The organism is Dactylosporangium cerinum, from assembly GCF_042653625.1.
Taxonomy (GTDB): Bacteria; Actinomycetota; Actinomycetes; order Mycobacteriales; family Micromonosporaceae; genus Dactylosporangium; species Dactylosporangium cerinum.
In genome coordinates this window covers 119,321-135,754 of record NZ_JBHSIU010000028.1, presented here as the reverse complement: position 1 = coordinate 135,754, position 16,434 = coordinate 119,321, and the positions used below count along the sequence as shown (strand labels likewise).

Annotated in this window: 16 protein-coding genes; 3 read left to right on the top strand and 13 right to left on the bottom strand. The window is 70.4% G+C overall.

Features of this window, described 5'->3' with window-relative positions:
- Nucleotides 1–23: 23 nt before the first annotated feature.
- A complete protein-coding gene (locus ACFPIJ_RS23405) occupies nt 24–380 on the bottom strand; it encodes a histone-like nucleoid-structuring protein Lsr2 (protein WP_203849586.1) in 357 nt (118 codons plus the stop codon).
- A gap of 90 nt (nt 381–470) precedes the next feature.
- Nucleotides 471–1,925: a lysine--tRNA ligase gene (gene lysS, locus ACFPIJ_RS23400; RefSeq protein WP_380117614.1), complete on the bottom strand. Its 1,455-nt coding sequence runs from the start codon at nt 1,923–1,925 to the stop codon at nt 471–473.
- 125 nt (nt 1,926–2,050) lie between these two features.
- Here lysS and ACFPIJ_RS23395 point away from each other — a divergent pair, with 125 nt between their 5' ends.
- Nucleotides 2,051–2,755 carry a class I SAM-dependent methyltransferase gene (locus ACFPIJ_RS23395; RefSeq protein ID WP_380117307.1) on the top strand — a complete coding sequence of 235 codons (705 nt, stop codon included), beginning with the start codon at nt 2,051–2,053 and terminating at the stop codon, nt 2,753–2,755.
- Here the strand turns inward: ACFPIJ_RS23395 and ACFPIJ_RS23390 are convergent.
- The gene (locus tag ACFPIJ_RS23390) at nt 2,752–3,516 is read right to left on the bottom strand and encodes a type III pantothenate kinase (RefSeq protein WP_203849584.1); all 765 of its coding nucleotides are present in this window, start codon (nt 3,514–3,516) and stop codon (nt 2,752–2,754) included. The genes ACFPIJ_RS23395 and ACFPIJ_RS23390 overlap by 4 nt on opposite strands.
- A gap of 65 nt (nt 3,517–3,581) precedes the next feature.
- Between ACFPIJ_RS23390 and ACFPIJ_RS23385 the strand changes: the two genes are divergently transcribed.
- Nucleotides 3,582–5,459 (top strand): hypothetical protein, encoded by a 1,878-nt coding sequence (locus tag ACFPIJ_RS23385; RefSeq protein WP_380117306.1) that lies wholly within the window; start codon nt 3,582–3,584, stop codon nt 5,457–5,459.
- Between the two features lie 58 nt (nt 5,460–5,517).
- On the opposite strand, the gene nadC is transcribed toward ACFPIJ_RS23385, so the two are convergent.
- From nadC to ACFPIJ_RS23335, 10 genes are all read right to left on the bottom strand, one after another.
- The gene (gene nadC, locus ACFPIJ_RS23380) at nt 5,518–6,396 is read right to left on the bottom strand and encodes a carboxylating nicotinate-nucleotide diphosphorylase (protein WP_380117305.1); all 879 of its coding nucleotides are present in this window, start codon (nt 6,394–6,396) and stop codon (nt 5,518–5,520) included.
- 52 nt (nt 6,397–6,448) lie between these two features.
- A complete protein-coding gene (locus tag ACFPIJ_RS23375; protein ID WP_380117304.1) occupies nt 6,449–8,074 on the bottom strand; it encodes an L-aspartate oxidase in 1,626 nt (541 codons plus the stop codon).
- Between the two features lie 46 nt (nt 8,075–8,120).
- Nucleotides 8,121–8,966, bottom strand: coding sequence for a septum formation family protein (locus ACFPIJ_RS23370; protein ID WP_380117303.1), 846 nt, complete (start codon nt 8,964–8,966; stop codon nt 8,121–8,123).
- A 42-nt stretch (nt 8,967–9,008) separates the two neighbouring features.
- Nucleotides 9,009–9,902, bottom strand: coding sequence for a septum formation family protein (locus ACFPIJ_RS23365; protein WP_380117302.1), 894 nt, complete (start codon nt 9,900–9,902; stop codon nt 9,009–9,011).
- Between the two features lie 69 nt (nt 9,903–9,971).
- Nucleotides 9,972–10,883 (bottom strand): septum formation family protein, encoded by a 912-nt coding sequence (locus tag ACFPIJ_RS23360; RefSeq protein ID WP_380117301.1) that lies wholly within the window; start codon nt 10,881–10,883, stop codon nt 9,972–9,974.
- Nucleotides 10,884–10,953: 70 nt separating this feature from the next.
- The gene (locus ACFPIJ_RS23355; protein ID WP_380117300.1) at nt 10,954–11,874 is read right to left on the bottom strand and encodes a septum formation family protein; all 921 of its coding nucleotides are present in this window, start codon (nt 11,872–11,874) and stop codon (nt 10,954–10,956) included.
- 21 nt (nt 11,875–11,895) lie between these two features.
- Nucleotides 11,896–12,318, bottom strand: a complete 423-nt coding sequence (panD, locus tag ACFPIJ_RS23350; protein ID WP_380117299.1) for an aspartate 1-decarboxylase — start codon at nt 12,316–12,318, stop codon at nt 11,896–11,898.
- Nucleotides 12,315–13,127, bottom strand: coding sequence for a pantoate--beta-alanine ligase (gene panC, locus ACFPIJ_RS23345; protein WP_380117298.1), 813 nt, complete (start codon nt 13,125–13,127; stop codon nt 12,315–12,317). The genes panD and panC overlap by 4 nt, the downstream gene beginning before the upstream one ends.
- The gene (locus ACFPIJ_RS23340; RefSeq protein WP_380117297.1) at nt 13,124–14,104 is read right to left on the bottom strand and encodes a Rossmann-like and DUF2520 domain-containing protein; all 981 of its coding nucleotides are present in this window, start codon (nt 14,102–14,104) and stop codon (nt 13,124–13,126) included. Before ACFPIJ_RS23340 ends, panC begins: the two co-directional genes overlap by 4 nt.
- Before the next feature lie 161 nt (nt 14,105–14,265).
- Nucleotides 14,266–14,811 carry a TetR/AcrR family transcriptional regulator gene (locus ACFPIJ_RS23335; RefSeq protein WP_380117612.1) on the bottom strand — a complete coding sequence of 182 codons (546 nt, stop codon included), beginning with the start codon at nt 14,809–14,811 and terminating at the stop codon, nt 14,266–14,268.
- Nucleotides 14,812–15,039: 228 nt separating this feature from the next.
- Between ACFPIJ_RS23335 and ACFPIJ_RS23330 the strand changes: the two genes are divergently transcribed.
- Complete coding sequence (locus ACFPIJ_RS23330; RefSeq protein ID WP_380117296.1) at nt 15,040–16,332, top strand: D-arabinono-1,4-lactone oxidase; 1,293 nt, start codon at nt 15,040–15,042, stop codon at nt 16,330–16,332.
- Nucleotides 16,333–16,434 lie beyond the last annotated feature (102 nt).

Here is a 16,434-nt window from a genome sequence, read left to right as displayed (position 1 = left end):
AGGCAGAAAACGGTCAACGATCGCTAACGGCCCGCTTCGGCGTTGTAACGGTCCACGATTTCCTGCTTGATGCGACCCCGGTCCGAGACCTTGATGCCCTTGTTCTGAGCCCATTCCCGAATCGCCTTGTTCTGCTCCCGGTCCGCGGCGGCGCCACCGCGTCCGCGCGCACTGGCGGCACGCCCTCCGACCACGACGCCGCCCCGGCCGACCTTCGTGGCCGCACCGAGGAACGGCCCGAACGCGTCACGCAGCTTCGACGCGTTCTTCTTCGAGAGATCGATCTCATACTGAACGCCGTCGAGCGCGAACTTCACGGTCTCGTCGGCGTCCCCGCCGTCGATGTCGTCGACCAGCACGTGGATGGTCCGCTTGGCCACTGTGGTATTCCCTTCGAGGAAGTCCGCCCCGCGTTGTGCGAATGCAAAGATAACGCAATCAGGGACTACCTCGTCAACGGTACGCCGAAACTACTCCGGCCGCACCAGCGGAAACAGGATCGTTTCCCGAATGCCGAGCCCGGTGAGAGCCATGAGAAGACGATCGATTCCCATGCCCATCCCGCCCATCGGTGGCATTCCGTACTCCATCGCACGCAGATAGTCTTCATCCAGTTGCATCGCGTCGGGATCTCCCTTCGCGGCGAGTAGCGACTGGGCAACCAAACGTTCGCGTTGCACAACCGGGTCGACCAGTTCGGAGTAGGCCGTGCCGAGCTCGAAGCCCTGCACGTACAGATCCCACTTCTCGGTCAGCCGCGGGGTCACGCGATGCGCCCTGGTCAGCGGCGAGGTCTCCTCCGGGTAGTCGAAGACGAACGTCGGCGCGACCAGCCCCGGCACGACGAGCGCCTCGAAGAGCTCCTCGGCGAGCTTTCCCGGGCCCCACTTCGGGTCGACCGCGACGTCCTGCTTCGCCGCCAACTCCACCAGGCGCGCGTGCGGGGTTTCGACCGTGACGTCCTCGCCCAGCGCCTCGGAAAGCACGCCGTAAAGCGTCACACGGCGCCACTGCCCGCCCAGGTCGAACTCGCTGCCGTCGGCATAACGCACGACGTGCGTTCCGGTGAGCGCAACGGCTGCGTCCTGGACCAGCCGGCGGGTAAGGTCGGCCATGTCGTTGTAGTCGGCATACGCCTGGTATGCCTCCAGCATCGCGAACTCCGGCGAGTGGGACGAGTCGATGCCCTCATTGCGGAAGTTGCGGTTGATCTCGAAGACCCGCTCGATGCCGCCGACGACGCACCGCTTCAAGAAAAGCTCCGGCGCGATACGCAGATACAAATCCGTGTCGAGCGCATTGCTATGCGTGACGAATGGCCGGGCAGCTGCACCACCATGAAGCAACTGCAACATGGGAGTTTCCACCTCGAGGTAATCGAGGCCGTGCAACGAGTCACGAAGACTGCGCACCACCGTGGCCCTGGTGCGGACCGTTTCCCGGGCCTGCGGACGCACCACCAGGTCGACATACCGCTGCCGGACCCGGGCCTCCTCGCCCATCGGCTTGTGCGCGACCGGCAGCGGGCGCAACGCCTTCGCCGTCATCTGCCACGCGTCGGCGAGAATGGACAGCTCACCGCGGCGGCTGGTGATCACCTCGCCGCGGACGCCGACGTGGTCGCCGAGGTCGACCAGGCGCTTCCAGTCCTCCAGGGCCTCCGCGCCGACCTTGTCCAGGGACAGCATGGCCTGCAGCTCCGTGCCGTCGCCGGCACGCAGGGTGGCGAAGGCGAGCTTGCCCGTGTTGCGGATGAAGATGACCCGGCCGGCCACGGCCGCCTGCTCGCCGGTGGCCGTGTCGGTGGGCAGCTCGCCGTAGCGGGCCCGGATCTCCGCGATCGTCGCGGTCCGCTCGAACCCGACCGGGTAGGGCTGCTTGCCCTCGTCCAGCAGCCGGGCACGCTTCTCCCGGCGGATCTTCATCTGCTCGGGGAGATCGAGTTCCTGCTCAACGGCTGGCTGGTCCTTCACAGCGGCACAATCCCTCTACGAGAATTCCACGAATTACGACGAGCCTACTCAACAACACGTTCGGTACTTTTGGCGACGTGGATTTCGCAGCTCACGCATCCTCGTTCGGCGCCGCCGCAGACCTCTACGACCGGATCCGCCCCCGCTATCCCCGCGAGGCACTTGACTGGGCGATACCGGAAAAGTCGGATATCGCCGACCTCGGTGCCGGCACCGGCATCCTCACCCGCCAGCTCGCCGACCTGGGCCACCACGTGATCGCCGTCGAGCCGGACGACAAGATGCGGGCCAAGATCCCGGGGGATGCGCGCAAGGGCAGCGCCACCGACATCCCCCTGCCCGACGCCAGCGTCGACGTCGTCACCGCCGGCCAGTCATACCACTGGTTCTACGGCGAACCCGCGCACGCCGAGATCGCCCGCGTCCTCCGCCCCGGCGGGCGTTTTGTCCCAATCTGGAACATCCGCGACGAACGCGTCCCGTGGGTCGCGAAATCCTCCGCCTTCTTCGACGGCGCCCGCGAACGTGACGCGTTCGACGAAACGAAGGTCACCACCTTCGGCCCACGATTCGGTCCCGTGACGCTGCGCACGTTCGAGTGGAGCACCACGCACACGACCGCGTCGTTCCTGGAGCTGATCAAGTCCCGCTCCTACTACCTGGTCTCCGGCCCGGAGGCCCGCCAGCGCCTGGAGCAGCAGCTGCGCGAGGTGCTCGACCAGCTCGGCGAGGAGTTCGAACTGCCGTACGTGACCTACGCGTACACCGCCGAAAAACGCTAACCGCGGTTGCGGTCGAAAATCAGTCGCAGCCCGATCAGGGTCAGCATCGGCTCGTGGTGGGTGACCGTGGCGCACTCGCCGATCACGATCGGGGCCAGGCCACCCGTCGCGACGACCGCCTTCACGGTGCCGCCCAGCTCCGCGGACACCCCGCGCACGATCCCGTCGACCTGCCCGGCAAACCCGTAGACCACGCCGGACTGCAGGCACTCCACGGTGTTCTTGCCGATCACCCGCGGCGGCTTGACCAGCTCGACCTTGCGCAACTGGGCGGCCCGGGCGGCGAGCGCGTCGACGGAGATCTCGATGCCGGGCGCGAGCACGCCACCGAGGAACTCCCCCCGCGCCGACACCACGTCGAAGTTCGTCGACGTGCCGAAGTCCACCACGATCGACGGCCCGCCGAAGAGCGTGAAAGCGGCCAGGGTGTTCGCCACCCGGTCCGTCCCGACCTCTTTGGGATTGTCGATCGCCAGCTGTACGCCCGTGCGCACGCCCGGCTCGACGATCACCGTGGGCACGCCCGGGTAGTACCGCTGCAGCATTGTCCGGAGTGACCGCAGCGCCGCCGGCACGGTCGAGCAGGCCGCGATGCCAGTCAGCGACACGGCGTCGGTGGCGAGCAGGCCCCGGTAGAGCAGGCCGAGCTCATCCGCGGTCGCGCGCGAGTCGGTCTTGATCCGCCACGAGTGGACCAGCTTCTCGCCCTCGAACGTGGCGAGCACCGTGTTGGTGTTTCCGATGTCGATGCACAGCAGCACGCGGTGAGCCTAACGAAAGGGCCGCCAGTATCGGGGTGAGCCTGGTCATCTACGATCCGGTTCCCATGATGCCGACAGCCCGCACGCTGCTCGCGTTACTGCCGCTGGCAGCACTGGTGTTCACCGTGTTCGCCCTGCGTCCGGGCAGTCAGGACATCCGCCAGGCGGTCATCCGCGCCGCGGCGACGGTGGCGGGGGTCACGGTCGTCGTCGTCGAGCTGCTGTCCCTCGTGGGATGGATCTCCACCTGGCCGGTCATCGTCTACTGGCTGCTGTTCGCGGGCGTGTCGGCGTTCTTCGCGCGGCACAACGTCAAGGGCTTCCAGCGACTTGTCCTGAAAAATTGGGACAAAGTGCTGGTCGGTGCGATCGCGGCGCTCGTCCTCGCCGAACTCGTCCTGGCGCTCGCCTCCTCGCCGAACAACTTCGACTCGAACCACTACCACCTTCCCAAGATCGAACACTGGATCGCCGACGGCGACCTCGACCCGTACCCGACGATCCAGAACCAGCAGATCATCCTGGTCCCGGGTGCGGAGTACCTGCTGCTCCAGGCCCGCCTGCTGACCGGCGGCGACAGCCTGTTCAACCTGCTGCAGTGGGGCGCCGGCCTGCTCGGCGCGCTCGCCGTCTCCCGCTGCGCCGCCCAGCTCGGCGCCGGCCGCACCGGGCAGCTGATCGCCGCCGCCGTGTTCGTCACCGCCCCCGCGGTCGTCCTCGAGTCCACCAGCACCCAGAACGACCTCGTCGTCACCACCTGGGTCGTCTGCGCCGCCACCCTCGCCCTGGACGGCGCCCGCCGCGTCGCCACCGCCGCCGACGTGCTGTCCCTCGCCGCCGTCGCCGGCCTCACCGCCGTCACCAAGTCGACCGGCCTCATGGCACTCGCCCCGATCCTCGTCTTCTGGGGCATCTGCCAGCTGCGGCACCGGCAGTGGCTGCGCACCGTCGGCGCGGGCCTCGCCGTCATCGCCGGCATGGCCGTCCTCGCCGGCCCGGCGCTGGTCCGGGTCAACGACGCGTTCGGCTCACCGCTCGGCCCGCCCGGCTACAGCGCCGCCCTCTCCACCGAACGCAAGGACCCGCCCGCGATCCTGGTCAACGGCCTGCGCCTGGCCGCATCCACCCTCACCACGCCGATCCCGGCGGTCAACAACGTGATCAGCGACGCCGTCATCGGGATCGCCCACCTCGTCGACGTCGACCCGAGCGACCCGCAGATCACCCAGTGGCGCAGCGTCTACCCCGATACGCGCTGGAAGCCCGACGAGGACCGCTCCCCCTACCCGGTGCAGGCCGCCCTGATCCTGGCCGCCCTCGCCGCCGCGCTGCTCTGGTGGCGCCTGCCGCCGCTGGTCAGAGCCTATGCGGTGACCGTGCTCGGGGCCTTCATCCTGACCGCGGCCGTGATCAAGTGGCAGTACTGGGGCAACCGGCTGATCCTGTCGGCGTTCGCGGTCGGCGCGCCGCTCACCGGCTACTGGGCCGACCGCCTCAAGTCCCACCGCGCCACCGCCGCCGTGCTCGTCGCCGCGATGGTGGCCGCCTTCGCCAGCGGTGGCGTCGCGGTCGCGTACGGCCAGCCCCGCCGGCTCGTCGGGCAGGGATCCGTCTTCACCCTGTCGGACTGGCAGGAGCGGTTCGTCCGCCTGCCCGACGAGGCCGTGCCGTATCAGCAGGCCATCGACGCGATCCGGGCCAGTGGGGTACGCCGGGTGGGCATGGTCATGGAGGGCGACCTGTGGGAGTACCAGTTCCAGATCTCGCTGCCGGACGTCGAGCTCGTCGCCGTCGAGTCGGTGATCCCGACCGCACCGCCCGCCCCGATCTCGTCGGTGCAGGCGTTGATCTGCGTGGGAACGGTCGACCACTGCGCCCAGGTGGTCCCGCCGACCTGGCGCATACAGCGCTACTCCACCGTGGTGGCGGTCGCCTTCCCGTGATCCGGAAGACCTCGAGTACCCCTGGGTGCACGAGGTCTTCCGGATCACGGGCAAGGGGTCAGTGGGTACGGAGGTCCATGGCGATGTCGAGGATCGGCGACGAGTGCGTCAGGGCGCCGACCGACAGGTAGTCGACGCCGGTGGCGGCGTACTCGGCGGCGGTCGCCAGGGTCAGGCCGCCCGTGGCCTCCAGCTCGGCCCGGCCGCCGACCGCGGCCACCACCTCGCGCAGCAGGTCCGGCGACATGTTGTCCAGCAGCAGGAACGTCGCGCCGGCGGTGACCGCCTCGACGGCCTCGCCGACCGTGGTGACCTCGACCTGGACCGGGACGTCGGGGAACGCCGAGCGGACCCTGGTGTACGCGGCCGAGATGCCGCCGGCCGCCAGCTTGTGGTTGTCCTTGATCATGGCGACGTCGTAGAGGCCCATGCGCTTGTTGGTGCCGCCGCCGGCGCGGACCGCGTACTTCTCCAGGATGCGCAGGCCCGGCGTGGTCTTGCGGGTGTCCAGGACCAGGGCGTGGGTGCCGTCGAGGAGGTCGGCCCACTGGCGGGTGTGGGTGGCGATGCCGGACATGCGGCACAGCAGGTTCAGAGCGGAGCGCTCGGCGGTCAGCAGGAAGCGGGTCGGCCCGGTGACGGTGGCGAGGACCGTGCCACGGACGACGTGCGAGCCGTCGACGGCGTGCGTGGACACCTCGACGTCGGGTGAGACGGCCTCGAAGACGGCGGCGGCGACGGCCAGGCCGGCCACCACGCCGGGGGCCCGGGCGACGAGCTCGGCGGCGTCGATCTGGGTGTCGGGGATGGTGGCCACGCTCGTGACGTCGAGGCGGTCCGGGCCGAGGTCCTCGGTCAGGGTGCGTTCGACGATCTCGGCGACGGCGACCGGGTCAAGCCCGACCTTCCGCAGCGAGGCCTCGGTCTCGGGCGTCACGCGCCCACCTCCATTGCGCACCGGCGCTGCCGGTGACTGCGCTCCGGGCCGTTCATGCGTCCTCCCACGTCTCGGTCAGGGTGCCGGTCTCGGACAGGCCGGCCAGGAAATGGCCGCGGAACACGTCGCTGGCGTCCGGGAAGTCCTCGCGCCAGTGGCAGCCGCGGGTCTCCTGACGCAGGTCGGCGGCGCCGACCAGGGCGCTGGCGACGGTGAGCAGGTTGGTCGCCTCCCAGCTGGCAAGGCCGGGGGCGGAGCGGTCGAGGGCGAGCTTGGTGAGTGCCTGCGCGGCCTGGTCGAGCGACTCGGCGCTGCGCAGCACCGACGCGTGCGCGGACATGGCGGCCTGCAGCGGCGCGCGCAGCGCCGGATCGCCGGACCAGGACGCGAACGAGCCGGTCACCGGGTCGGTCTGGGCGGGCAGGTCCCGGGCGATGTCCTCGGCGATCCGGCGGGAGAAGACGAGCCCCTCCAGCAGGGAGTTGGAGGCGAGCCGGTTGGCACCGTGCACACCCGTGCACGCGACCTCACCGCACGCGTAGAGGCCCGGGATCGAGGTGCGGCCGCGCAGGTCGGTCCGGACACCGCCGGAGGCGTAGTGGGCGGCCGGGGAGACGGGGATGAGGTCCGCGGCGGGGTCGACGCCGGCAGCGCGGCAGGACGCGACGATGGTCGGGAAGCGGCCCTCGAGGAACTCGCGGCCCAGGTGGCGGGCGTCGAGCCAGACGTTGTTGGTGCCCTCGGCGCGCATGACCCGGTAGATGCCCTTGGCGACGATGTCGCGGGGGGCGAGCTCGGCGAGGTCGTGACGGCCGACCATGAAGCGGTTGCCGTCGCCGTCGCGCAGGTAGGCGCCCTCGCCGCGCAGGGCCTCGCTGACCAGCGGCTGCTGGGAGTCGCGGTTGTTGAGGGCGAGCGCGGTGGGGTGGAACTGGACGAACTCGATGTCGGTGACGGCGGCCCCGGCGCGCAGGGCGAGGGCGACGCCGTCGCCGGTGGAGACGACCGGGTTGGTGGTGGCGGAGTAGATCTGGCCCATGCCGCCGGTGGCGAGGACGACCGCCCGGGCGAGGACCGCGCCGACGCCGTCCTCCGCGCCTTCACCGAGGACGTGCAGGGTGACCCCGCAGGCCCGGCCGGCGGCGTCGGTGAGCAGGTCGAGGACCAGGGCGTGCTCGATGAGGCGGATCCACGGGTCGCGGTGGACGGCGGCGTGCAGGGCCCGCTGGACCTCGGCGCCGGTCGCGTCGCCGCCGGCGTGGATGATCCGGTTGGCGTGGTGGCCGCCCTCGCGGGTGAGCATGAGCGAGCCGTCGTTGTTGCGGTCGAACTCCGCACCCCAGCGGATCAGCTCGCGGACCCGGGTCGGGCCCTCGCGGACCAGGACGTCGACGGCGGCCGCGTCGCACAGGCCGACACCGGCGACGAGCGTGTCCTGCGCGTGTGCCTCGGGCGTGTCGAGCGGGTCGAGGACCGCGGCGATGCCGCCCTGGGCCCAGCGGGTCGAGCCGTCATCGATGTTCACCTTGGTGACGACGGTGACGTGCAGGCCGGCCTCGCGCAGGTGCAGGGCGGCGGTCAGCCCGGCGACGCCGGAGCCGATCACGACGACATCGGTCGGCTCGGCCCAGCCCGGCTGGGGCCCGGCGAGTCGGCGCGGCAGTACGGGCAGCTCCATCACTCCAGTCAACATCACAAAAGGGCATCGCGCGCCGTGCCGAGTATCACGCGAACGGCAGCGGACCAGTACCGATCTTGGCGATCGACGCCTTCAACGGGCGCGAGCTCATCAGGTAACAGGCGAAGGTCTGGTCGCTGCCCAGCCAGTCGGAGCCGTTCTTCGGCCCGACGGCCGCCGCGGACAGGTCGGACCGGTCCGCGGTCTCGGCCAGGCCCAGGTATCGCAATCCGACACTCGTGCAGCCCCTGGCCGACGCGTTGCGGACCGCGGTCTCGTCGAACGGGGCGTCCATCGGCGCGATCGAGTAGCTGCCGGAGTACTCGCCGTCGTGCGGGGCGGTGCAGTCGACGTACTTCAGCGATGCGATGCACCCGATCGGCAGCGACGGCCCGGCCTTGGCCAGGCTGCCCTCACGGGTGGCGAACTCGTCACCCGCCGGCCCGGTGACCGCAGCGACCGCGCAGGCGAAGAAGCCGTCGGCGGCCGGGGTGACCCACGACGCGAGGATCTGCACCTTCGACTCGTGCCAGTTGCCGCCGAGGAACGCGGTGCCCTGCACGACGCACGCCCGGCGGGCCTGGGCGTACACCAGATTCTGGGTGAGTTTGACGTCCTCGCCGGAGGCCGAGTCGAGGCGGTGCAGCAGGTCGTCGCCGACCTGGCCGACGTGGAACACCTCGGCGGTGTGCGCCGCCCCGCAGTCCACGGCGCCGCCGGGCCACGGGAAGGCGGCCTTGGCCCCCGCCGCGTCGACCTTCCAGCAGGAGCCGACCTGCGGCGCGGCGGCCGGCGGGGTGTGCGGGATCTTCCGGGAGGTGTCGCGCAGCAACCAGTAGGCGCCGCCCCCGATGAGGGCGAGCACGACGACGATCAGGAGGACCCGCTTCATGAGGAAGCAGTGTGCCATTACCAGCCGGTAACGTCACCCGTCTCAGACCGGTTGGTTGCCGTTGCCGAGCAGCGACCGGCTCACCGAGAGGGTGCCCTCCAGCATCAGGTAACAACGGGCGCTGCGGTCGCCGTACGACCACCGGGTCGGCGTCGCCGTCGACCAGGCGAACGAGATCTGCTTGTTCTCGGCGAACTGGGCGTCGGTGACGCCGAGGAACTTCGCCACGATCGTCTTGCAGGCGGGCTGGATCAGGGCCCGGCGGGCGTTGGCGTCGCTCGGGTAGGGCCGCGCGTCGGGCGAGTAGAACGTGCCGGCGTATTCACCGTTGTGCAGGGTCTCACACTTGGTCGGGATGAAGTCCTCGATGCCGCCGCCGCTGCTGGTCTCGACCTTGACGCAACCGATCTGGATCGGCCGGCTGCCGCGCAGCGTGTCCTTGAGGCTGGTCGTGCGGGGCGCGATGGTCCCCGTGTCGTCGGAGACCTCGATCAGGTCGCACCGGAAGTAGCGGGCCTGGCCGGTCCACTGCTTCTCCGACGGCGGCAGGACCCGCAGCGTCAGCCGGCCGTCGTGCCAGTCGCTGCCGAGGAACGTGTTGGCCTCGGTGAGGCAGGTGGCGAAGGCGTCGGTGAGATCGGAACCCTCGGGCACCTTGGTCCCCTGCGCGAGCACACCGGAGAACTCACCGACGTGGATCGTCTCGCTGGCGTGCGACGTGCCGCAGTCGACCTCGACCAGGCCGGGTCCGACGGCGAGCTTCTCGGCGGTGCCGGAGAAGGTCCAGCACTCCCCGGCGGCGGGCTTCGGCACGCTCGGCGCGGCCAGGGCGGCCCAGTCGTTGACAAGGTCACCATCGGTGCCCTCGGGGTTGCCACAGGCGGCCACCGTCACCAGCGCCACGGCCAGCACCAGCGTCATGGACCAGCGCTTCATCCCGAGCCTCCCCTATGACAACGGCACCGCCCGCGCGAACGCAAAGCGGTGCCAGTGTGTCAGAAAGGATCAAATCTTACCGGTGCCGATGCCCTTCAGGGACCGGACCACGCTCTTCTTGTCGTAGAGCATCGCGTAGCAGCGGGCGGTGCGGTTACCGCGCAGCCAGTTCTCCTCGTCGACCATCCAGAAGCCGATACCGACCTCCTGGTGGTTGTCCAGGGTCGTCTGCGCCATGCCGAGGAACTTGGCGCCGAGGGCCTCGCAGCCGGTGCGCATCGCGGCGCGGCGCTCGTCGGCGGTCTTCGGGAAGGCCCGCTCGCCGGCGGCGTACGTGCCGACGTACTCCATGTTGTGGGTCGTCGTGCACGCCTTCGGCTCGAAGTCCTCCCACGTCTTGCCGTCGGCCTCGTAGGTCTCCTGCGCGCAGGTCAGCGCGATCGGCTTGTCGCCGGTGAGGCCGTTCTTGAGGCTGCTGGTGCGGCTGACCGGCTTGCCGGCGTCGCTCTGCACCTCGGCGAGGTCGCAGCGGAAGTAGCGCCCGCCGCCGGTCCACTGCGCCGAGGACGGCGGCAGCACGATCAGCTCGAGGCGACCGTCGTGGTAGTCACCGCCGAGGAAGGTCTGCGCCTCGGTGCTGCACTTGGCCCAGGCGTCCTTCAGGTCGGCGCCCTTCGGCGGCGACGTCGCGCTGGCCGCGGTGCCGGTGAGCTCGCCGACGTAGAACGTCTCGCTGATGTGCGCGCCGTCGCACTTGGAGACCGGCGTGAAGGAGAAGATCGTGATGGTGTCCGTCTCGAAGTACGGCACGGTGCTGTCGTAACACGCTCCGACCGGCGGCGACGGGACCTTCGGCGCGGCCAGCATGGCCCACTCGTCGGTCAGGTTCTTGTCCACCCCCGCGGGCGTCGTGCAGCCGGCCAGCATCACGACCGCGGCGACCGGCGCCACAGCCAGCACGAGCCGTCGGAAACGCACCATGATCTAACCCCTCCCCCGGCGCACACAGCGCGGGTGCAGTGTGCCAATGATCAATGTGGTTGGCAACCAGCTAAGCGATGGTTATCGGTAGTCCTTTTGTACCTGCACCCCGCAAGGACGCCTTCACCGGCTTCGGCGGCCACACGAAGCACCGCACGCCCCGATTGCCCAGTTCCCAGGCGGTCTTGTCGTAGGGCATCGTGACCAGACCGGTACGCGACTGGAAGTTCGCGTCGTCGGGCACGGCGATGAACCCGGCCACGACCGGACGGCAACCGGCGAAGATCGCGCTGCTGCGGGCGTCACTGTCGGCCGGGTACTCACCGTCCGGCGGCTCGTAGATGCCGGCGAACTCGCCCTCGTGCGGCGCGGTGCACGAGGCCGGGAAGATCCGGTCGATGCTGCCGGCGGCGCCGCCCTCCTTCGGCGTGATCTTCACGCAGCCGATCAGCAGCTCCCCGCCGTCGGGGCGCAGGGCGCCGCGCAGCGAGGCCGTCCGGGTCGCGATGCTGAACCGGTCGATGTCCTGCAACGCCTGCAGGTCGCAGCGGAACCAGCGGGCCCCGGCGTCCCACAGCACCGGGCTCGGCACGTCCACGCTCAGCGACACCCGCCCGGCTCGCCAGTCCGCCCCGAGCAGGGCCTTCGCGTCCGCGGCGCAGCGGGTGTACGCCCCGCGCATCGCCGGGCCGCCCGCGATCGGTGGGGTGGCCCGCTCGGCGTCGGCACCGGTGAACCGCCCGACGGAGACCAGCTCGACCTCGTGCGGCTCGATGCAGGCCACCGGCGCCGGCCAGCTGGTGACGTCGGCACTGGCGGTGCCACCGGGCAGCGGATAGCAGGCCGGTGCGACCGGCTCGGTGAGCACCGCGACGGGCAGCATCGGCCAGCCGTTGACCAGGTCGCCGTCAGTGCCCGGGGGCGGTGATGGCCGCGTGCAGCCGCCGAGCAGCGTCATCGCCGCGACGACCAGCACGACCGCGCGCCGCACCGCACCTCCCCAGGGGCTGGCTCATGCCCGGAGAAGGTCTCCCCTCACGGGCTCGCCCACCATACCCGGTATGGCGTCCGCAGGATCGTGACCGAGCTCGATGATTCGGTTGGTGGCGTCGACATGGACGATCCGCGGCGCAAACGTCCTGGCGGTGGCGTCGTCGAGCTGCGCGTACGAAATGAGGATGACCAGATCGCCCGGGTGCACCAGATGCGCGGCGGCGCCGTTGATCCCGATGACCCCGCTGCCGCGCGGCCCTGCGATCACGTACGTCTCCAGCCGGGCGCCGTTGGTGACGTCGACGATCGCGACCTGCTCGCCGGCGAGCAGGTCCGCGGCCTCCATGAGGTCCTCGTCGACGGTGACCGACCCGACGTAGTGCAGGTCGGCCTGGGTGACCGTGGCCCGGTGGATCTTCGATTTGAGCATGGTGCGGATCACGGGAGCTGGACCTCGATGTTGTCGATGAGCCGGGTGCCGCCGACCCAGGCCGCGGTCAGCAGCCGGGCCGGGCCGTGCGCGGGCGCCGGGCCGAGCATGGGATCGGTGAGCACGAAGTAGTCGAGTTTGACCTCGGGCTCGGTAGCGAACTCGGCGATGCCCGCCGCGACCGGTTCCGGTTCGGTCGCTGCTTTTTTCAGTGCCCGGGACAGCACCAGGGCGGCCTTGCGCTCGGCCGGGGCGAGGTACCGGTTGCGGCTGGACAGCGCGAGGCCGTCGGGCTCCCGCACCGTCGGCACGCCCCGGACCTCGATCGGCAGGTCGAAGTCGCGGACCATCGCCCGGATCATGCCGAGCTGCTGGTAGTCCTTCTCCCCGAAGTACGCGACGTCCGGACGGGTCAGCTGGAACAGCTTGTTGACCACCGTGAGCACGCCGTGGAAGAACCCGGGCCGGCTGGCACCTTCCAGCTCCTGCCCGGCGGGCCCCGGATCGACCCGGACCGCGGGGGCACCCTGCGGGTACATCACGTCCCGCGACGGCGTGAACGCGATGTCCACCCCCGCTGCGCGGGCAAGTTCAAGATCTTTTTCCATGGTACGGGGATAGCGCTCGAAGTCCTCGCCCGGCGCGAACTGCAGCGGGTTGACGAAGATCGTGAGCAGGACCGTGTCGGCCTCGGCGCGGGCGGTCCTCAGCAGCTCGACGTGCCCGTCGTGCAGCGCGCCCATGGTCATGACGACGGCCACCCTGCCGCGGGCCGCGGCTCGGGCCGCCGCGAGCTGTTCGCGGGTCTCGACGACGTTCATGCCTTGCCTCCTGTCCCTTTGGCCTTCCTCCGGGTGCTGCGCTGCGCCGACGCGGCGCTTTGCGCCGGGACGGTGCTCTGGGCCGGGACGGTGCTCTGCGCCGGCGCGGTGCCCAGCACGTCGAGCAGCGGCTCGGCGTCCATCGCGCGCAGCCGGCCGGCGGCGATGACCCGGTCGGCGGTGCGCCGGGCGAGCGCCAGATACGGCGGCACCGACTCGGGCGCCACGTCGTTGAGGGCCTGCACATGCTTGGCGACCGTGCCGGCGTCGCCGCGGGACACCGGTCCGGTGATGGCGGCGTCGCCGAGGCGCAGCGTGTTGTCCAGCGCCGCGCCGAGCAGCGGGGCGAGGACCTGCTCCGGGTGCCGGACGCCGGCGTCGCGGAGCCGGTCAAGGGCCTCGTTGACCAGCGTGGCGAGGTGGTTGGCGCCGTGCGCCAGGGCCGCGTGGTACAGCGGCCGGCGCTCCTCGGCGATCCACTCGACCTGCCCGCCGAGGTCGGCGACCAGGGCGGCGGCGAGCTCCCGCAGCTCATCGGGGGCGGTGACGCCGAACGAGACCCCCTCGGCGAGCCGGCCCAGGTCCACCGCGGTGCCGGTGAACGTCATCGCCGGGTGCAGGGCGAGGGGCCGCGCGCCGACGGTGGTGACGGGCGCGAGCACGGCCAGGCCGTGCGCGCCGGAGGTGTGCGCGACGATCTGCCCGGCGCGCAGCGCACCGGTCTCGACCAGGCCGTTGACCAGGCCGGCGAGCATGTCGTCGGGGACCGCCAGCAGCACGAGATCGGCGGAGGCGGCGACCTGGTCGGCGGGGAGGAGCGCGACGCCCGGGAGCAGCTGCTCCGCGCGGGCCTTGGAGGCGGCTGAGACGCCCACCGCGGCGACCACCCGGTGGCCGGCGTTCACGAGCGCGGCGCCGAGCACCGCACCGACCCGCCCGGCACCGATGATGCCGATGTTTTGCCTGTTCACGGCCATGTTCATCGTGATGGATCCAGTCCTCGATGATGGGGTACCGGTCGATCACGAGTATGCGCCGCGGCGGGCAAAGCGGACAGGTCGTGTGGGATTGTCAACAGCAGGTTTCAGACCCTTTACCGGCCCCTGTGAACAGCCGATAAAGGGTCCGAACGGCGTCGTCAGAGGCGGTGGTGCAGGTAGTCCTTGATCAGGGCCTTGGCCTCGCCGAGCACGACCGGGTCGCCGTCGGGCGAACGCCGGAACGCCATCTTGATCAGCGCGTCGGCCGCCTCGACCGCGATCGCCAGCACGAACTGCAGACGCTCGGCGTCCACGATGCCGAACCGGCCGATCAGCAGCGCCGCGAGCTGCGAGACGATCACGTCGTTGTTGTCCCGCTCGTCGTCGAGCAGGTGAATGTCCACGACGTCACCGAAGTGCAGGGTGCGGAAGCCCGGCACGGTGCGGTGCATGTCGATGTACTCGTCGATGGCCGCGTCGACCGCGTCCCACCAGTGCGAGATGTCCTCTTCGGCCAGCCGGGCGCCGAGGCGCTCCAGGTAGCCCTCCAGGCTTCGCAACGTGAGCGCCTGGACGATCGCCCGCTTGTCAGGGAAGAACTGGTAGACCGAACCGATCGCCACCCCCGCCCGCTCCGCGAGCAGCGTCGTGGTCAACCCGTCGTAGCCCACCTCATCGACGAGCTCGGCGCATGCGTCGAGCATCCGCCCGACCCTCGCCACGCTGCGCCCCTGCACCGGAACCCGGCGCAGTGGCTTCGTCCCGGCACTGGCCACTGTCTGCGTCGCCACCCGGCAATCCCCCTCAAGCTCGTCCCCACCTTTGAAACCTACTCACGTCAACGAGCGGGCACGATCGGCGGATAGCCCATTTCACTCTTGTGGTTCAACGGGTCATTGACGGCGGGCATACGTGAAGGGTACTCAGGTTTCGTGACTTCTCCGTGGGCCAACTGGGCCGGCAACCAGACCGCTCGGGCGGCGCGCGTCGCGCACCCGGCGACCACCGCTGAGCTGGGCACCGTGCTCCGCGCGGCGGCGGACGAAGGGCTTCGGGTCAAGGCCGTCGGCAGTGGGCACTCCTTCACACCCACCGCTCTGACGGACGGGGTCCGGATCGAGCTCGACCAGATGGCGTCACTCGTCCGGGTCGACGGCAACCTGGTGACGGTCCAGGCCGGGATGAAGCTGGCCGCCCTCAACGCGACCCTCGCCGCACACGGCCTGGCCATGCCGAACCTCGGGGACATCGACGCGCAGACGATCTCCGGCGCGCTCTCCACCGGCACCCACGGGACCGGCGCCGCCTACGGGTGCCTTTCGACGTTCGTCGAGGCCCTCGAACTGGTCACCGCGGACGGTGCGGTGGTGCGCTGCTCGGCCACGTCGTCGCCGGACCTGTTCGCCGCCGCCCGGGTCAACATCGGCGCTCTCGGCGTCCTCACCGAGGTCACCCTGCGCTGCGTGCCGGCGTTCACGCTGCGGGCCGACGAGCGCCCAGCCCCGCTGTCCGACGTCTGGTCCGGCCTGGACGAGCACATCGCCTCGAACGACCACTTCGAGTTCTACTGGTTCCCCTACACCGACCGGGTCCAGATGAAGCGCAACAACATCGTGCCCACGTCGGACCGCCCCCTCCCGGGCTGGCGCCGCCGGCTCGACGACGACTTCCTGTCCAACACCGTGTTCGGCGGCGCGTGCCGCCTCGGCCGGGCGATTCCGTCCGCGGTGCCGACCATCAGCCGCGTCTCGGCCCGGGCACTGTCCGCCCGCACGTACACGGCCTCATCCCACGACGTGTTCTGCACCCCGCGCCGGGTCCGCTTCGTCGAGATGGAGTACGGCCTGCCCCGCGCCGCCCTCCGCGAGGCGTTCGACGGGCTCCGTTCCGTGGTCGCCGGGCTGCCGTACAAGATCCAGTTCCCGGTCGAGGTCCGGTTCACCGCCGCCGACGACATCTGGCTGTCGCACGGCCACGGCCGCGAGAACGCCTACATCGCGATCCACCAGTACGTCGGCGCCCCCTTCGAGGAGTACTTCCAACGCTTCGAGGCGATCACGACCCCGCTCGGCGGCCGCCCGCACTGGGGCAAGATGAACTTCCGCGACGCGGCGTCCCTGGCCACGGCCTACCCGCGCTTCGCCGACTTCACCGCGCTGCGCGACAAGCTCGACCCGGGCCGCCTGTTCGCCAACGCCTACACGGACCGCGTCCTCGGCGCCTGACAAATCACCCCGGCAGCGGCGGACCGTCTCACCACCGTAGCCCACACCTCCAAATCAGGGCCCGGTCGCGTTACGGACCAAATACCATCCGTAACGCGACCG

Excerpts from the sequence above, each read along its gene's own strand:
- ACFPIJ_RS23340 (WP_380117297.1), bottom strand. The coding sequence starts at position 14,104 with ATGGCCGTGAACAGGCAAAACATCGGCATCATCGGTGCCGGGCGGGTC.
- panC (WP_380117298.1), bottom strand. The coding sequence starts at position 13,127 with ATGAACGTCGTCGAGACCCGCGAACAGCTCGCGGCGGCCCGAGCCGCG.
- ACFPIJ_RS23385 (WP_380117306.1), top strand. The coding sequence starts at position 3,582 with ATGATGCCGACAGCCCGCACGCTGCTCGCGTTACTGCCGCTGGCAGCA.
- ACFPIJ_RS23375 (WP_380117304.1), bottom strand. The coding sequence starts at position 8,074 with ATGGAGCTGCCCGTACTGCCGCGCCGACTCGCCGGGCCCCAGCCGGGC.
- ACFPIJ_RS23370 (WP_380117303.1), bottom strand. The coding sequence starts at position 8,966 with ATGAAGCGGGTCCTCCTGATCGTCGTCGTGCTCGCCCTCATCGGGGGC.
- lysS (WP_380117614.1), bottom strand. The coding sequence starts at position 1,925 with ATGAAGATCCGCCGGGAGAAGCGTGCCCGGCTGCTGGACGAGGGCAAG.
- ACFPIJ_RS23335 (WP_380117612.1), bottom strand. The coding sequence starts at position 14,811 with ATGCTCGACGCATGCGCCGAGCTCGTCGATGAGGTGGGCTACGACGGG.
- ACFPIJ_RS23365 (WP_380117302.1), bottom strand. The coding sequence starts at position 9,902 with ATGAAGCGCTGGTCCATGACGCTGGTGCTGGCCGTGGCGCTGGTGACG.
- ACFPIJ_RS23360 (WP_380117301.1), bottom strand. The coding sequence starts at position 10,883 with ATGGTGCGTTTCCGACGGCTCGTGCTGGCTGTGGCGCCGGTCGCCGCG.